Genomic DNA, 15,300 nt, shown 5'->3' with positions numbered 1-15,300 from the left:
GGGGGCGTGCAGCTTACAGTCCGGAGTAGGAGTGCAGGCCGTTGAAGAACTGGTTCACAATGGTGAAGTTGAAGACCACGCACAGGTAGCCAACAATCGACAGCCAGGCAGCACGGGTGCCGGTCCAGCCGCGGGTGGCGCGGGCGTGCAGGTAGCCGGCGTAGACAACCCAGATCACGAACGTCCAGACTTCCTTGGTGTCCCAGCCCCAGAACCGGCCCCAGGCCTTTTCAGCCCAGATGGCACCAAACATGAGGGTGAACGTCCAGCCGATGAACGCGATGGCATTGATGCGGTAAGACAGGTTTTCCAGGCTGAGCGCGGACGGGACCAGGCGCATGAAGCCGAGGTTGTCCTTGGCGCCGGCGGCCACGGTCTTTTGCCGGTGCGACTGGACAAGCTGTAGCGCGGACATGGCGAAGGTCAGCGTGAACAGCGCGGAGGACAGCACCGCGATGGAGACGTGGATGATCAGCCAGTAGCTCTGCAACGCCGGCACCAGGTGGCCAACGGGCGTCCAGTAGGCAACCGAGGCAGCCACCAGCATGATGACGGCCAGGCCCACCACGAAGGTGCCCAGGAAGCGCAGGTCCCGGCGGATGAGGACCAGCAGGAACACAGCAACGGCCACGAATGCACCGGTGGTCAGGAATTCGTACATGTTGCCCCACGGCACGCGGCCTGCGCCGATCGCGCGGGTGATCACTCCTGCAGCGTGGATGAGGACACCCAGGATGGTCAGGGCGACTGCGACCCGGGCTGGGGCGCGACGCGTGGTGGAGTACTTCATGTCACCGTCGGCCGTCACCACCGAATCGGCGTCACCGCCCTTGGCCGAGGCCGACGACGGCCGTTCGGCGCGGCCCACCGGCCCGGCCAGGTGCGAATCGGCTGCCCTAGAGGCACCGGCGGCGACTCCGGCGCCAACGGCGACCTTTGCGGCCTGCGCTGCCCGGGTGTCGATGGTGTGCAAAGCCTTACTGCTCTTGGCGAGGTCCCAGGCGAACGCCATGAACGCCACGGTGTAGGTGCCAGCCGCCAGCAGCATGAACAACTCGCTGTACTGACCCATGGTCTCGTTGATACCAAACTGCATTACTGGTCCTTTTCGGGCGCGGGGGTGCCTGCTGGGGAGTGGAAGCCTGGGCCATTATCGCCCTTGCGGCTGGGAATTTGCTGGGATGGGTCTGTCGGTTCGGCGTCGAGGTCCCATTCGGTGGCCAAGAGCGATCGGATGGCAGCCGCTTCTGCCGCCAATCGGTGGTCCTCACCGCGGGCCAGCAGCCCGTATTCCACCATGGTGCGGCCGTCGTCGTGCGTGCCGGTGCGGATCCAGGCGCGGCGCCGGTTGATGTAGAGCGAGAGGATCAACCCACCCACCGCCAGGAGCGCAAAAATCAGTGCGTACAGCTGGCCCGGGTTGTGGTGGATGTCCACGCCGATGTACCGCTTCACGCCGTCGAAGCTGATGGACCCCTTGCCCTCAGGCAGGGTCACGGTGGCCCCGGGCGTGAGGACGATGCCGCCGGAGTCGAGGGTGCGCGAGTTCAAGGGCGTGAGGTCCTTGACGTCGAGTTCGAACACGTTTTGCGGGGCGCCGTCGTTGAGGCCCAGGTCGCCGTAGTAGGAGTTCAGGTTCAGCTGCGGGTTGTACAGGTCCGGATCTGCGCTGAAGGACACCCCTTCAGGGGTGATGAACGCGGTGGGGAGGAAGAAGCCGTTGAAGCCCAGCTGATCCGGGGCCGCATCTGGGACCTTGATAACCACGGAGGAGTAGTAATTGTCGCCTTGCAGCTTGGCAACCACGGGGCCCTGCATAGCGATGTTGCCGTCGCCATCCCGGACCGTGACCATGGGGGCGTAACCGTTGCCCGTGAGATAGATGCTGGTGCCGCCCAAGGTGATGGGATCGTTGACCTTCAAGACTTCTTCCTTGGCGGGAGCGTCAGGGTTTTCCTTGGTGGTGACGGCGGCCGAGAAGTCGATGGGCTGCCCTTCTTTGCCCTTGGACTCCCGGTCAAAAGTGATGTCGAACTTGTTCAGCTGGACCGAATAGGGTTGCAGCTGCGAGGACGCGAAGTTGGTGCCCGGCGTGAACTGGTCATAGCCCACCAGGGTGTTGACGAACGTGTCGCCCTCCACCAGGATACGTTGCCCGCTGTAGCCAAACAGGCCACCCAGCGCCACGGACACTAGGACGCCAATCAAGGACGTGTGGAAAATCAGGTTTCCCACTTCCTTGGTGAGTCCGCGTTCAGCGCCAAGGGAGGGCCGCTCGCCGTCCACATCGCGCACCTCCACGCGGTAGCCGCGCTTGCGGAGCAGCCCTGCGGCCCGGGTGATGGCGTCCGACGCCGGGATCTCGGCGTCGGCCGGTATCACCAGCGTGCCGTACTCGGGCAACCGCGAGAGGCGTTTGGGGGTGCGTGGCGGTTGCGAGCGGAGGGCCTTGTAGTGGGCGATGGCGCGCGGCACCACGCAGCCGATCAGGGAAACGAAGAGCAGCAGGTAGATCGCGGAAAACCACGCCGAGGAGTACACGTCGTACAACTGCAGCGTGTCCAGCAGTTTGCCGTAGCCGGGGTTGTCCTTGATGTACTGGGTGACGATTGACGGATTCGCGGGGCGCTGCGGGAACAGCGAGCCGGGGACCGCGGCCACAGCCAGCAGGAGCAGCAGGAACAGGGCCGTCCGCATACTGGTGAGCTGGGTCCACGCCCAGCGGAGCGTGCCTTTGACACCCAGCGCCGGCAGCGCTGCCTCTGCCTTTGCGTCGGCCAGGGAATCCGGGGACTTCTTCGTTTGCTTCACACGCTCGCTCATCAGATTGGCAACTTCACATCGTTTTGGAACCAGTACTGCAGTTCGGTCACCCACGCGCCCCAGACGCCGGTAGCCATCAGGATGCCCAACACCACCAGGATGCCGCCGCCCATGCGCTGGATGGCCAGGCGGTGCTTCCGGAAGAACGTCATGACGCCCATCCCCCGCCGGACCGCCAACGCGATCAGCAGGAACGGGATGCCTAGGCCCAGGCTGTAGACGAAAGCCAGGAACGCGCCCTTGGCGGCGGATGACCCGCCAGACAGGCTCAGCAGTTGGACTGCGGAGTAGGTGGGGCCAATGCAGGGCGCCCAGCCTAGGCCGAAGGTCAGGCCGAGCAGTGGCGCACCCCAGAGGCCGGTGGGTGGCTTGGCGTGGATCTTTGCGTCCCGCTGCAACCAGCCAAACCCGCCCATGAACACCACGCCCATAATGATCACCAAAATGCCCAGCAGCTGGGTGATCCAGGCGTTTTGCGATCCCGTAATCATGGTCCCCAGCTGCCCGAAGGCGCCGCCCAGGAGGACAAAAATTACGGAGAAGCCGAGCACAAACAGGCCAATGCCCGCGAACATGCGGCCGCGCTTCTGCTTCTCCAGGTCTACGCCGCTCAGGCCCGTCACGTAGCCCAGGTATCCGGGGACCAGGGGCAGCACGCAGGGGGAAAGGAAGGAGACCAGGCCAGCCAGCAGGGCCACGGGGATGGCCAGCAGCAGCGAACCGCTCAGGATTGTCTCCGCGTAGGGGTTATTCACAAGGTGCGTCCGGCGCTACTCTGCCACGGCGCTGGCGATGAGGGCCTTCAGGGTGCCCTTTTCGATCTGGCCCAAGACACGCGAGGCCACCCGGCCCTGCTTGTCCAGCACCAAGGTGGTGGGGACAGCGCCCGGAGGAACCAGGCCGGAAACGGCCAACAGGACGCCGCCGTCCTTGTCATCGAAGCTGGGGTACGTCAGGTTGAAGGTCTTGTCGAATGCCTCGGCGGTGGCTTTCTCATCCCTCAGGTTGACGCCGAAGAACTGCACGCCATTGTCCTTGAACTCCTGGTGCAACTCCTCAAGCGAGGGCGCCTCAACCCGGCAGGGTGCGCAGGCGGCAAACCAGAAGTTCAACACCGTAACCTTGCCCTGGAAATCTTCAGGGGTAACATCGGTGCCATCGAAAAGCGTGCCGGTGATCTGGATGGCTGATTTTCGGTCAGCGGCGGCAAACTCGGTGACGGAGCCGTCGCCGGCCACATAGTTCTTGTTGTCACCAGCCCTCGCCTGGTCGGCCAAAGCATCGCTCTGGGCACACCCCGAAAGGCCCACCGTTAGTGCGGTGAGGGCCAGGCCGCCCACGGTCAGGACGCTTCGGCGCGAGGTCAGTGGTTGTTCCTTTGTCATCTTCATGCCCCCGGGGTGCTGGCTGCACCGGGCAGAAGCGCGGCAGCAGGCTCGCTGTAGCTGACGCGGATGAGGCTACCCTCGCCGTCGAACACCAAGGACGTGACGGAGGTGAGGGTGCATTCGCGCTTCCGCGGATCGTGCCACAACTTGCGACCCTCAGCGCTGAGGCGAGTGGACCAGATAGGCAACTGGTGGCTGACCATGATGGCCTCCGGCCCGGACCCGCCGAAGTCGCCGTTGGCCGCTTCGATGGCTTTCAGTCGTGCATCCTGCGCGGCGGCCATCATGCGGGCCACCTGCGCCTTATAGGGCTCACCCCACGACGGGCGCAACGGGTTAACGAACTTCGCCCAATGCTTGGGCCTGCGCAACTCTGCGCGGTTGACCTTCATGCCCTCGAAGTAGTTTTCGGCTTCGATGATCCGGCTGTCCGTAGTGATATCCAGGCCCAGTGCCTCGGCCGTGGGCGCGGCGGTCTCCTGCGCGCGGACCAGCGGCGACGCCACGAGGTGGGTGATGCGGGCACCTGCGGCAGCGCGCTCGGTGAAGTGTCCCGCGAGGGTGCGGGCCATCTCCTGGCCCAGCTCGGAGAGGTGGAATTCGGGGAGCCTGCCGTACAGGACGCCGTCGGGATTATGGACCTCGCCGTGGCGGAGCAGATGGACAGTGGCTTGGGGCATGTTTACCAGTTTCTCAAAGAAGGCTTGCGATCCGAAATCTTCTACATCCAGTAGAACTCAAATTTCTGAAGAATTGTTCCAGCCGCGGGAACAAAACATGCAAATGCATGCTTATACTGGATACAGCAATTAGTTGAGGCTTCAAGCTTCGGCCGTTGACCTTCCACTTCAAGGAGCACTCCCATGGCACTTCCCGCAAACTCCACCCTCGGCACCTGGAACCTCGACGCCTCGCACAGCGAAATCGGCTTCACCGTCCGCCACGCAGGCATCAGCAAGGTCCGCGGCCAGTTCACCGACGCTGCCGCCACCCTGGAGCTTGCCGCCGACGTTGCAGACACCAAGATCAGCGCCACCATCGCGACCAAGAGCTTTGACTCGGGCGACGCCAACCGCGACGGCCACGTCCGCGGCGCCGACTTCTTCGACGTTGAGCAGTTCCCCGAAATGACCTTCGTGTCCAACGCCCTGACGTCCGACGACGACGACTACCAGCTCACCGGCGACCTCACCATCAAGGGCATCACCAAGTCCGTCACCCTTGCTACCGAATTCAACGGCATTGCTGTTGACCCGTTCGGCAACACCCGCGCCGGCGTCAGCGCCAAGACCACCATCAGCCGCAAGGAGTTCGGCCTGACCTGGAACGCGGCCCTGGAAGCCGGCGGCGTTCTGGTCAGCGACAAGGTTGCCATCAACCTGGAACTCGCCTTCATCGCACCCGCAGCTGCCTGATATACCTTCCAGCACTCCCCCGCAACCCCGACTCGGACCTGGTCCCTGCCGGGGTTGAGGTGTTTAAGGCTGGTTGAGTTGTTCCTCAGGCGGATTTGCTGAGCTGCCGGCGGGTTGGCGTCCCAGTGAATCTGCTGCTCAGCCGCGGAAATCTGCACCGAATACCTCCCCGGGATGACCCGTAACGCGGAGGGGCAAGGGTACGGTGGAATGAAGCCATGTTGGGGGCACGGCACAGGTCAGCTCCCGGCAGCCCACCTGGAATCCCGAGAGTAAGGAACACTTCATGAGTACTCCTCCCGTCCCGAACGATCCCCAGTCCGGCAACACGCCGTCCGGACAGCCCCAATACGGGCGAAACGCGCCGCAGTACGGCCAGAACGCACAGCCCAATCCGCCGCAGTACGGGCAAAACGCCCCCCAGTACGGGCAGAATGCTCCGCAGTATGGCCAGAACGCGCCGCAGTATGGCCAGCCGCAGCCACCGGCATTCGGGCAGCCTGCTCCGTACGCGTCTCCCTACGGCGCCGCCCCCGAGGGTCCCCGGACCATCCCGGCGCAGGTCTTGCTTTCCTTCAAGATGATCCTGGTTGCCGGCGCACTGTCAGCCATCGCCTCACTGGTGCTTGCGTTCACCGGCGCCCCCTTCTTCAACAAAATGATGGTTGAGCAGATGGCGGGGACAGGCCAGTCACTGCCGGACGGCTTCTCCGAGATGGTCGAGTCCAGCCTGGTCTTTGGCGGCATCGTTGGCGCGTTGATCTCTATCGGCCTCTATTGCCTGGTGGCTTTCCCCGTCAAGAAGGGCAAGAACTGGGCCCGCATCCTGGGCACTGTCTTCGCCGTCCTTTCCATCTTCGGCCTCTTCGGTGGACTCTTCGCTTTCGGCGCCCTGTACGGCATCCTGCAACTGGTCTCCATCCTGCTGGGCGTCGCCGCGATCGTCCTGCTGTACCTGCCGGCGAACTCGCCGTACTTCAGCAAGCAGAACCCCAACTTCAGTGCTGGCGCCCCCTATGGGCGGTAACTGAACCCTGCTCCACCCCTGCGGGCGTGGGCTTCGGTACCGCTCAGGCGGTTTGACCCGGAGCCTGCGCCCGCTGTGCGTGGTACGCCAGGATCTGCAGTTCCGTGGCCATATCCACCTTGCGCAGGTTTACGCCGTCGGGCACTTGGAGCATCACGGGCGCAAAGCTGAGCACGCTGTTGACGCCCGCGGCGATGACCCTATCGCAGACGTCCTGAGCCACGGCCGCCGGCAGGGCCAGCACCGCCATGTTGGCGCCCGTGCGTCGCACCACTGTTTCCAGGTCTGAGACGTGGCTGACCCGCAACCAGCCCACCTCGTTGCCCACCACCATGGGGTCGGCGTCGAAAATGGCCACCACGTCAAAGCCGCGAGATTCGAACCCGCCATACCTGGCCAAGGCTTTGCCCAGGTTGCCGGCGCCCACAATGGCGACTTTCCAGTCGTGGGTGAGGCCCAGGGCTGCGGTGATGTGTCGGCTCAGGTATTGCACCTCATAGCCCACGCCTCGGGTGCCGTAGGAGCCCACGTGCGAGAGGTCCTTCCGCAACGTCGCGGAACTCACCCCGGACGCTTCCGCGAGGGATTCGGACGAAACGCGTTCGACGCCGTCGCCCATCAATGAGGTCAAGGCACGGAGATAGATGGTCAGGCGGGCCACTGCTGCCGGCGGGATCTGCTTGGTTGGCGCGCCTGAGATTTCCGCGAGATCCGGGTCCGCCGGGAGTTCGGGGACAGGTTGGGGGGCTGATCCTGGCATCGTCACCGGGCCTCCCTTACGTGTCGTGTTGTATATCCACTCTAGAGCCCGCGGCAGGCCGCCAACAAAGCCGTGACGTGCTCCGCCCGCACCTTCGCCTAGCCGGCCATTGCTTTCCGCAGTACCCGGCTTAGGCGTGCTTCATCGATCTTCCAGAAGTCGCGCTGCACGCCGTTGACCAGGACCACAGGGATCTCTTCGGCGAAGCGGTCACGGAGTTCGGGTTGCTGGTCAACCTGTTCCTCGGTCCAGCCCAGACCCAGCTCGCCGGTAACCCTGTCCACTGCTAGCCGGGCTGCCGTACACAGGTGGCAGTCGGCCTTGGTGATGAGCACAATGTCAGGAGTGGGCATCCGTTAACCGTAGCCCCGCTGGCACCGAGCCGCGACGCGGGCAGCCCTGGGATTGACTAGACTCGAGTCCATGCCCCAGGAGACGTTCGCCGCAGTCCCAACCCAGGCTGCACCGCAGCACCTGGGCGAGGCAGCGTTCTTCGATGTGGACAACACCCTGATGCGTGGCGCCAGCCTGTTCCACATTGGCCGCAAGATGCACCAGCGCGGCGCCTTCACCTTGACCCAGGCGGCGGGGTTCGCGTGGAAGCAATTTAAGTTCGTGGCTCGCGGCGAGAGCATCGACGACGTCCATTCGGTCCGCGACTCCGCGTTGACCTTGGCCGCCGGCATCTCCGTCGCCGACATCAAGGCCTTGGGTGAAGAGGTTTACGACGAGCGGATCGCCTCCCGGATCTGGCCGGGGGCCAGGGCGCTGGCCCAGCAGCACCTCCGGGTGGGCCGTCGGGTCTGGCTGGTCACGGCCACGCCCATAGAGGTGGCCACGGTCATTTCCACTCGGCTGGGCCTCACCGGTGCGTTGGGCACTGTAGGCGAGGTGGCGGACGGCCACTACACCGGACACCTGGTGGGCGACATCCTGCACGGACCGGCCAAAGCTGTGGCCGTGCAGGCGCTGGCTGACACAGAGGGCCTGGACCTGCAACGCTGCTGGGCCTACAGCGACTCCTTCAACGACGTCCCCCTGCTCAGCCTGGTGGGCCACCCCGTGGCCATCAACCCGGATGCCCGGTTGCGCAAGCACGCCAAGGACAACAACTGGCCGGTGTACGACTTCCGCTCGGGCCGCCGCGCAGCCACCCTGGGCCTCAAGGCTGCCACCGCTGGTGGGGCCGTCTACGGCCTCTGGCGCGGCTACGCCCGGATCCGCGGCCCACGGGCCTGACAGCCTCCCCGGAGCTGGGCACCCAGGGTCCGCGCCGTCGTCGTGGTTTCCTGCCGATGGAAAGTCACGGCCCCAGAAACGCGAAATGCCCGCCACCTGTGAAGGTTGCGGGCATTTCCATGCGTTGCGAAGTATCTCTACTTCTTATTGCGACGCTGGTGACGGGTCTTGCGAAGCAGCTTGCGGTGCTTCTTCTTGGCCATACGCTTGCGACGCTTCTTAATAACTGAACCCACGAAAGTTCCTTACAAACTAGATGCAGTACCTGTCTGATGGGGATGGTCCGTGGACGAAGCTACGAACTGAGCAACCGACAGATTCTTACAATGACGTAAAACGTTCCTTAACAGGGTACCGCTTCCCGGGGCCGATCCTTGACCGCACGGCTGTAGGCGCACCAAATCACCATATTTAAGGCGAAAGCGGCTACGCGGTTTCCGTGTGCCCGTCCACCACCGCGTTCCGCAAGTAGTTTTCCACCGCGGCCTCAGGCACACGATAAGACCGGCCAAACCGCACAGCTGGCATCTCGCCGGCATGCACCAGCCGGTACACGGTCATCTTGGAGACGCGCATGACCTCGGCAACTTCAGCCACGGTCAGAAACTTCGAGTTGGAGAAGTTCTGTTCTGCCGGCATTTCCTTATTTCCTTCGCTGATGGATGGACACAGGTGACCCCAAATCACGCAAATGCGGTGTTCATCGATGCTGAGCCCATCCACCAAGCACTTATCTAGATACTGTAGATGCTCCTGAGGTAGATGTGAAAGTAGTTCCGGGCCGCGAGCAGGCCGCGCGGCGCTTCCTGGCCGATGCAGCCAGCTGCTCCAGCACCGCCGCCGAGACCTCCCACTCCATGCAGGCATCGGTGACACTCTGGCCGTACACCAGGTCATCACGGCCTGCAGCGTGGTCGGCAACGTCCAAATTCTGCGCGCCACCCACCAGGAAACTCTCCAGCATGACCCCGGCAATGGCTTGTGCTGCTGGGCCGCCGTCTTCGAGCTGGGCGCCAATTTCCAGCGCCACCTCAGCCTGCCGATGATGGCTCTTCCCGCTATTGGCGTGGCTGGCATCGACGATCAGCCGCGGATTCAGCCCCTTGGCGGCCAACTGCGCCGAGGCAGCTTCGACGTCGGCCGGTGAGTAGTTGGGGCCACCCCGGCCGCCACGGAGGATGACGTGCGTGTCGGGGTTCCCCGCCGTGGCCACCAGCGCAGCCCTGCCGTCGCCGTCGATGCCCAGGAATGCCTGCGCTGCTCCAGCCGCGCCACACGCATCGATGGCCACCTGCAGGCCGCCGTCGGTCCCGTTCTTGAAGCCGATCGGCATGGACAGCCCGGATGCCAGCTGCCGGTGAATCTGGCTCTCGGTGGTACGCGCGCCGATCGCGCCCCAGCTGATCAGGTCGGCCATGTATTGCGGGCTGATCGGTTCCAGGAACTCGGTGGCCGTGGGCAGTCCCAGCGCCGTGACCTGGGCGAGGAACCCCCGGGCGGCGCGCAGGCCGGCCACCATGTCGTGGCTACCGTCCAGTCGAGGATCGTTGATCAGGCCCTTCCAGCCCACCGTGGTCCGCGGCTTCTCGAAGTACGTCCGCATCACGATCAGCAGGTCCGCCTTGTGCTTCTCGGCCTGGCTGACCAGCTTGCGGGCGTACTCCAGCCCGGCCTTGGGATCGTGGATGGAGCAGGGCCCAACAATGACCAGCAGCCTGTCATCCAGGCCGTCCATGATGGCGCGCACCTCATCGCGGCCGCGTTCGACGACGGCAGCCGCCCGGGCGTCCAGCGGAAGTTCGGCAATGATCTCGGCAGGGGTGGGCAGCGCAGTGAATTCGCTGACCCGCAGGTTCGAGGTCGACGCGGAGGCCTGCCTGGTGGAAGGCGAAGCGGCCGGTGCTGCGCTGGATGCTGTTGCGGTGCTCATGCTGGGTCCTGTTCCGGGAAGGGAAGCGGGCCCAATCAGAACCCGCCGGGAAATGGCGAAGGGCAGAGAATGATCTCTGCCCTGTTGGCTCTGAAGGAAAGTTGGTTGCGTGTCAGTTAGACGCAGGCTCCTCCAGAGCCAACGAAAAATACGCATACCAACGGTTTGTCATGCCAGAACCATAGCCGGGGACGTCTGGCCGTGCAAAACCGTGGCGTCACACTCCCCGTCCTAAGCTTGTCCGCCAGACCTAGCCTTGAAGGTTCGGATGTGCGAACAAGCTTAGGATTCGCGCGACGGCGGCCACCTCAGGACCCTCAGCGTTGCGTCACCAGGTCGCGGAGGTACTGCAGCTGACGGATCCAATGGTGCTCCTGGCCGCCCTCATGGTTGTTGAACCGGTAGACCTCGATCTCCTTGTCCACAGCTCCCCCGCTTTCGGCCCCATAGGCGTTGTAGCTGGCAAAGACCGTGGAGGGCGGGCAGACATCGTCCATCTGGGCGACCGAGTACAGCACGGGCGCGGTGGCCTGGGTGACCAGATTGACGCCGTCGAAATAGCGCAGGACGTCCAGGATGGGGTCATACCGGTCCCGGTGCCGGGTGAGGAAGCTGGCGATCTCTGTGTACGGGCCGCGTGCAGCAATGTCCAAGGCGTGCGGAAAGTCCTGCAGGAAGGGGACGTCGGCCAGGACAGCCATCACGCCGTCGAGCCTGCTGGCGGTCAAGCCCGCCGTGGCGAGGGCAATCCCGCCGCCCTGGCTGATCCCGGCGAGGATCACCTGGTCCGGATCGATGGCGGGGTGGGACTGCGCCGCCTCGACGGCGCGGAAAGCATCCATGTAGACCCGGCGGTAGTAATAGTCCTCGCGGTGCGCGATGCCGCGGGTCATGAGCCCGGCGAAGGCAACATCACCGGCAGACGGGTGCGGGTCAGCCGTGTGGCCCACGATGCCGCCGAAGCCTTGGCCGCGGGTATCCATGATGAAGTGCGCATAGCCTGCCTGCGCCCATTTGGTGTCTTCGTTGACCAGGCCGCGGCCGCCCGAATAGCCCACATACTGCACCACCACCGGCCGCGACGCCCCCTCCGATCGCGTGGCCGGCAGGTGCAGCCAGCCGCGAACGGGTGCGCCACCGTAGCCCGCAAACGTGACGTCGTAGGTGTCGATGACAGTCAGGTAGTTTTCGACTTTTTCGAACGTGGCCGCCAAGGGGAACGCCCGGGCCTGTTCCACTGTTTCGTCCCAGAACGCACCAAGGTCTTCGGGGGCGGTGACGTGGCTGGTATAGCTGCGAAGCTGGGCAAGGGGCAGGTCGAAGAGGGGCATGCGGAAGGTCCAGTCCTAGGGCAGGCGGGAAAGTGGGTCTTGCTGATCCTAGGGATTATTTTGCGGATTGCAACGCGGCCCTTTGGCTGGCCCGCCCCGCTGCGGTCAGGCCGGCAACGAACCCTAGCTGGCTGGTGCTTTGAGGAGGGTGTCAATGAACCTGGCCAGTCCCGCAGCCACATCCACCTCCTTGTTGTAGAGCCACTGCAATTGCAGGCCATCCGAGACGGCCACCACCAACTCGGCCAGCTCCTGGGCCGGGGCATCGGAGCGCACCTCCCCGCTGGCTTGGCGTCGTTCAATATCCGCTGTCAGACCTGCCACGACGGTGGCGTAGCGGTCCCGGAAGTACGCGTGCGAGCCGTGCTCCGTGTGGTTGGCGGTAGCCGACGCCACCGCGTACAAGGTAGTCAGGCCGGGCTCGCTGCGGTTTCGTTCGGCAATCTTCACCAACGACGCCAAGCCCACTTCGGCGCCGGGCGCCTCCGACACTGCGCGCCGATCGCGCTCAGCGAGGACTGCCGTCAGCAGTTCCTGTTTGCCACTGAAGTAGTGGAACAGGGTGGCTTCTTTGACGCCCACCAGTTCAGCAACGCGCTTGAGGGCGGTACCTTCGAAACCTTCTGTGGCGAAAACGTCAGTGGCCCGCTGGATGATCTGCTCGCGGCGCTCGGCACCCTTTGCGTAGGGGCCGCGGGCTTTTGATGTGGACATGCGGCTAGTGTAACCGCAATTTACTCAAAACCTAGTCATACTCGGCTTTTGCGGCTAGCATCGGAGGACCAGCCTGATCAGTCAAGGAGCAGCCCGCATGAACCTCCCGCTTTCCCCCGCCGTCACGGCGCCCGCCGCAGGATCTCCAGACGCCGAAGCCCTCATCCACAATCTTGCGGACAGCCTCTCCCTGGCCGAGCAGGTCCAGCTCCTGACGGGCGCGGACGTCTGGTCCACGCACACGCTCCCCAGCATCGGCCTCTCCCGGATCGTCCTGTCCGATGGTCCCGCGGGCGTCCGGGGCGAAGACTTCGATGAGCGGCACGACTCCGTCTCCCTGCCGTCGTCGTCCGCCTTGTCCGCCAGCTGGAGCGCCGAGTTGGCCCACCGCTACGGCCAGGTCCTGGGCCAGGAAGCCAGGCGCAAGGGCGTCCACGCCGTCCTCGGCCCCACCATCAACCTGCACCGCTCGCCCCTGGGCGGCCGGCACTTCGAATGCATGAGCGAGGACCCGCGGCTCACCGCCACGATGGCCGCAGGGTACGTTGCCGGCGTCCAGTCAATGGGCGTGGGCGCAACCCCCAAGCACTACCTGGCCAACGAATCGGAGACGGACCGGTTCACCGTGGACTCAGTGGTGGCCGAGCGCCCGCTGCGCGAGCTTTACCTGGCCGCATTCGAGGACGCCATCACCGAGTCCCGCGCCTGGTTGGTCATGAGCTCCTACAACTCCATCAACGGCACCACCGCTAGCGAAAACGACCTCCTGGAGACCCCGCTCAGCACCGAATGGGGGTTCGACGGCGTCGTCGTGTCGGACTGGACCGGCGTCCGGTCCGTCGAGGCAGCCAACGCCCACCAGGACCTTGAAATGCCCGGCCCGGTAGGCCACTGGAGCGCCAAACTGCTGGCCGCCGTCGAGTCCGGCCAGGTCAGCCGTGAAGCCATCGTTGAGAAGGTGGTCCGCATCCTGCGCCTCGCCGCCCGCGTTGGTTCGCTCGACGGCGTCTCCCCCGCCGTCGCCGAGCTCCCGGCGGCCCTGGATTCCGCCGCCGTCGCCCGCGAAGTGGCTATCCGCGGCGCCGTTCTGATCCGGAATTCCGCTGGCCTCCTGCCGTTGGATGCGAGCGCGCTCACTAGCGTGGCGCTCAGCGGGCACAACGCTGACGAAGCGCGCACTCAGGGCGGCGGCAGTGCCACCGTCATGCCCAAGCAGAACATTTCCCCGCTGATGGGCCTGCGCGAGGCACTGCCGGCGACCACCAGCCTCAGCTACACCCGTGGCGCCAAGGTTGCCGAGGGGCTGCAGCAGTTCGCCCGGACCGCCCTCCACAACCCCGTATCCAATGTGCCCGGCGCCCGGGTCACCTTCCTGGATGCCAGCGGCACGGAGATTTTCGCTGAAGATCGGCTGGCTTCGAGCCTCATTTGGTTTGGCGTGGGCATCCCGGAAGGCACCGCTGCCATCACCATCAGTACCGATTGGACCGCCGAGCAGGCAGGCGTGCACCACCTTGGCTTGGGGACAGTGGGCCAGGCGCGGCTGTCCTTCAACGGCACCGAGGTGTTCAACGGCGAACTGCTCGACACCACCAACGTGTTGGGCGCGGCGCTGTTCGACCCGCCCAGCACCGTCCACCAGATCGAAACCACCGCTGGCGAGACCGTCCGGATCGAGGCGCACTACACCTTGCCGCCGGAACAGTTCATCCCCCTGACGGCAATCCTGCTGGGCGAGGAGGCGGTGGTCACGGATCCGCAGGCAGAAATCGACGACGCCGTTGCTGCCGCCAGTTCCGCCGACGTGGCGATCGTGGTGGTGGGTACCAACTCCAGCATCGAGTCAGAAGGTTTTGACCGCAGCAACCTTGACCTGCCGGGTCATCAGAACGAGTTGGTCCGCGCTGTTGCGGCAGCCAATCCGCGCACCATTGTTGTGGTTAATTCGGGCTCGCCGGTGCTGATGCCTTGGTTGGAGGACGTGGGCGCTGTGCTGCTGGGCTGGTTCGGCGGGCAGGAGTTCGGCCGGGCCATCGCAGACATCCTGCTGGGTGTCGCGGAGCCCGGTGGTCGGCTTCCCACCAGCTGGCCAGCCGCGCTGGCCGACGTCCCCGTCCTCAGCACCACGCCTGTGGAGGGGAAGTTGGAGTATGCAGAGGGGATCCACGTGGGATACCGGGCGTGGCTTCAGCAGCAGGCTGCTGGTGGGCCTGCCCCGGCCGTGCCGTTCGGCTTCGGGCTGGGCTACACGAGCTTCGAGTTCAGCGCTCCCCACGCGCCGCAGCAGGTCCAGGCCGGCAACGACGTGATAGTCCACGTCCCGGTGCGCAACACGGGCAGCCGGGCGGGCCGCGAGGTGGTCCAGGTCTACCTGGAGCGCCCCGACTCCACCGTGGAACGCCCCGTCCGCTGGCTCGCGGGCTTCGCCGGAACCCACCTGGCGCCGGCAGGGACAGAAAGTGTTGAGGTCCGGATTCCCGCCCGGGCCTTCGAGCATTACGACGGCGGCTGGCAGGTTGAGCGCGGGGCCTTCCGGATCCTGGTGGGCAAGCATGTGGAGGACGACTTCCAGGTGCTGGCGATCGACGTCCGCTAGCCACGCCCCCTATCTCTGTCTCGCCGCGGCGAGATCATGAAGGGCTGAACCAGCGCCGTTCCTAAGCTTGTTCGCGA

At 64.8% G+C, this 15,300-nt stretch carries 16 protein-coding genes; 4 read left to right on the top strand and 12 right to left on the bottom strand.

Annotation, left to right across the window (positions count from 1 at the left end; all coding sequences use genetic code 11):
• Positions 1-13: 13 nt before the first annotated feature.
• From ccsB to PSET11_RS06730, 5 genes are read right to left on the bottom strand one after another with little or no spacing between them, the layout of a single operon-like run.
• Positions 14-1,096, bottom strand: coding sequence for a c-type cytochrome biogenesis protein CcsB (gene ccsB, locus PSET11_RS06750; protein WP_124091345.1), 1,083 nt, complete (start codon positions 1,094-1,096; stop codon positions 14-16).
• Positions 1,096-2,823, bottom strand: coding sequence for a cytochrome c biogenesis protein ResB (gene resB, locus PSET11_RS06745; protein WP_124091344.1), 1,728 nt, complete (start codon positions 2,821-2,823; stop codon positions 1,096-1,098). The genes ccsB and resB overlap by 1 nt, the downstream gene beginning before the upstream one ends.
• Positions 2,823-3,578, bottom strand: coding sequence for a cytochrome c biogenesis CcdA family protein (locus PSET11_RS06740; RefSeq protein ID WP_124091343.1), 756 nt, complete (start codon positions 3,576-3,578; stop codon positions 2,823-2,825). The genes resB and PSET11_RS06740 overlap by 1 nt, the downstream gene beginning before the upstream one ends.
• Positions 3,579-3,593: 15 nt before the next feature.
• Positions 3,594-4,214 carry a TlpA family protein disulfide reductase gene (locus PSET11_RS06735; protein ID WP_377947134.1) on the bottom strand — a complete coding sequence of 207 codons (621 nt, stop codon included), beginning with the start codon at positions 4,212-4,214 and terminating at the stop codon, positions 3,594-3,596.
• Positions 4,211-4,891, bottom strand: a complete 681-nt coding sequence (locus tag PSET11_RS06730; protein ID WP_124091342.1) for a histidine phosphatase family protein — start codon at positions 4,889-4,891, stop codon at positions 4,211-4,213. The genes PSET11_RS06735 and PSET11_RS06730 overlap by 4 nt, the downstream gene beginning before the upstream one ends.
• Positions 4,892-5,074: 183 nt before the next feature.
• On the opposite strand from PSET11_RS06730, the gene PSET11_RS06725 reads away from it, so the two are divergent.
• On the top strand, positions 5,075-5,626 hold the full coding sequence (locus tag PSET11_RS06725; protein ID WP_124091341.1) for a YceI family protein: 552 nt from the start codon (positions 5,075-5,077) through the stop codon (positions 5,624-5,626).
• A 286-nt stretch (positions 5,627-5,912) separates the two neighbouring features.
• On the top strand, positions 5,913-6,653 hold the full coding sequence (locus PSET11_RS06720; protein ID WP_124091340.1) for a hypothetical protein: 741 nt from the start codon (positions 5,913-5,915) through the stop codon (positions 6,651-6,653).
• A 43-nt stretch (positions 6,654-6,696) separates the two neighbouring features.
• On the opposite strand, the gene PSET11_RS06715 is transcribed toward PSET11_RS06720, so the two are convergent.
• Together PSET11_RS06715 and PSET11_RS06710 are read right to left on the bottom strand one after the other, a co-directional pair.
• Positions 6,697-7,413, bottom strand: a complete 717-nt coding sequence (locus PSET11_RS06715; RefSeq protein WP_377947131.1) for a redox-sensing transcriptional repressor Rex — start codon at positions 7,411-7,413, stop codon at positions 6,697-6,699.
• Between the two features lie 98 nt (positions 7,414-7,511).
• The gene (locus PSET11_RS06710; protein WP_124091338.1) at positions 7,512-7,766 is read right to left on the bottom strand and encodes a glutaredoxin family protein; all 255 of its coding nucleotides are present in this window, start codon (positions 7,764-7,766) and stop codon (positions 7,512-7,514) included.
• Between the two features lie 70 nt (positions 7,767-7,836).
• On the opposite strand from PSET11_RS06710, the gene PSET11_RS06705 reads away from it, so the two are divergent.
• A complete protein-coding gene (locus PSET11_RS06705; protein ID WP_124091337.1) occupies positions 7,837-8,652 on the top strand; it encodes an HAD family hydrolase in 816 nt (271 codons plus the stop codon).
• A gap of 137 nt (positions 8,653-8,789) precedes the next feature.
• Here PSET11_RS06705 and PSET11_RS06700 read toward each other — a convergent pair whose 3' ends face one another.
• From PSET11_RS06700 to PSET11_RS06680, 5 genes are all read right to left on the bottom strand, one after another.
• Entirely contained in the window at positions 8,790-8,888 is a 99-nt protein-coding gene (locus tag PSET11_RS06700; RefSeq protein WP_003792170.1) for a 30S ribosomal protein bS22, read from the bottom strand.
• A gap of 190 nt (positions 8,889-9,078) precedes the next feature.
• Positions 9,079-9,291, bottom strand: coding sequence for a helix-turn-helix domain-containing protein (locus PSET11_RS06695; RefSeq protein WP_124091336.1), 213 nt, complete (start codon positions 9,289-9,291; stop codon positions 9,079-9,081).
• A gap of 91 nt (positions 9,292-9,382) precedes the next feature.
• On the bottom strand, positions 9,383-10,582 hold the full coding sequence (locus tag PSET11_RS06690) for a 3-deoxy-7-phosphoheptulonate synthase (RefSeq protein WP_238989062.1): 1,200 nt from the start codon (positions 10,580-10,582) through the stop codon (positions 9,383-9,385).
• Positions 10,583-10,899: 317 nt separating this feature from the next.
• Positions 10,900-11,913: an acetylxylan esterase gene (locus PSET11_RS06685; RefSeq protein WP_124091335.1), complete on the bottom strand. Its 1,014-nt coding sequence runs from the start codon at positions 11,911-11,913 to the stop codon at positions 10,900-10,902.
• A gap of 123 nt (positions 11,914-12,036) precedes the next feature.
• Positions 12,037-12,627 carry a TetR/AcrR family transcriptional regulator gene (locus PSET11_RS06680; protein ID WP_124091334.1) on the bottom strand — a complete coding sequence of 197 codons (591 nt, stop codon included), beginning with the start codon at positions 12,625-12,627 and terminating at the stop codon, positions 12,037-12,039.
• Between the two features lie 97 nt (positions 12,628-12,724).
• Between PSET11_RS06680 and PSET11_RS06675 the strand changes: the two genes are divergently transcribed.
• The gene (locus PSET11_RS06675; protein WP_124091333.1) at positions 12,725-15,223 is read left to right on the top strand and encodes a beta-glucosidase; all 2,499 of its coding nucleotides are present in this window, start codon (positions 12,725-12,727) and stop codon (positions 15,221-15,223) included.
• Positions 15,224-15,300: the final 77 nt, after the last annotated feature.

It is taken from the genome of Arthrobacter ulcerisalmonis (genome assembly GCF_900609065.1).
GTDB classification, from domain to species: Bacteria; Actinomycetota; Actinomycetes; order Actinomycetales; family Micrococcaceae; genus Arthrobacter; species Arthrobacter ulcerisalmonis.
The sequence above is the reverse complement of the archived record's forward strand: the minus strand, read 5'-3'. Positions and strand labels throughout refer to the sequence as shown.